Raw genomic sequence first — 255 nt, 5'->3', positions numbered from 1 at the left:
CTTTTGCATCTGCAAATACACGTTCAATTGTTTCTTTGCGCTTCTCATAGATCGGTTTGACGTCTTGATGGTGACGAAGGTGATCTGCCTCTTCCACATGTTCCTCCCACACATGACGTTGAATTAGCTTTTGGTGCGCTTGACTCTGTGTGCATTGAGGCAAGAATGGGCATCCAGCACAAATTCGCGGATCTGATTTATATTGACGATACCCTTCCTTGGTAGTCGTAGTATATTTTAAAATCTCACCAGCTG

At 43.9% G+C, this 255-nt stretch carries 1 protein-coding gene; it reads right to left on the bottom strand.

Annotated features, from left to right (window positions below; genetic code table 11):
* Nucleotides 1-255, bottom strand: a 255-nt coding sequence (locus M3205_RS25430) for a transposase (RefSeq protein WP_251172379.1), incomplete at both ends; no start/stop codon positions are given.

The sequence above is a fragment of the Cytobacillus firmus genome (assembly GCF_023715565.1).
Classification (GTDB): domain Bacteria; phylum Bacillota; class Bacilli; order Bacillales; family Cytobacillaceae; genus Cytobacillus; species Cytobacillus firmus_C.
This window is presented reverse-complemented; position numbering and strand designations above follow the sequence as displayed.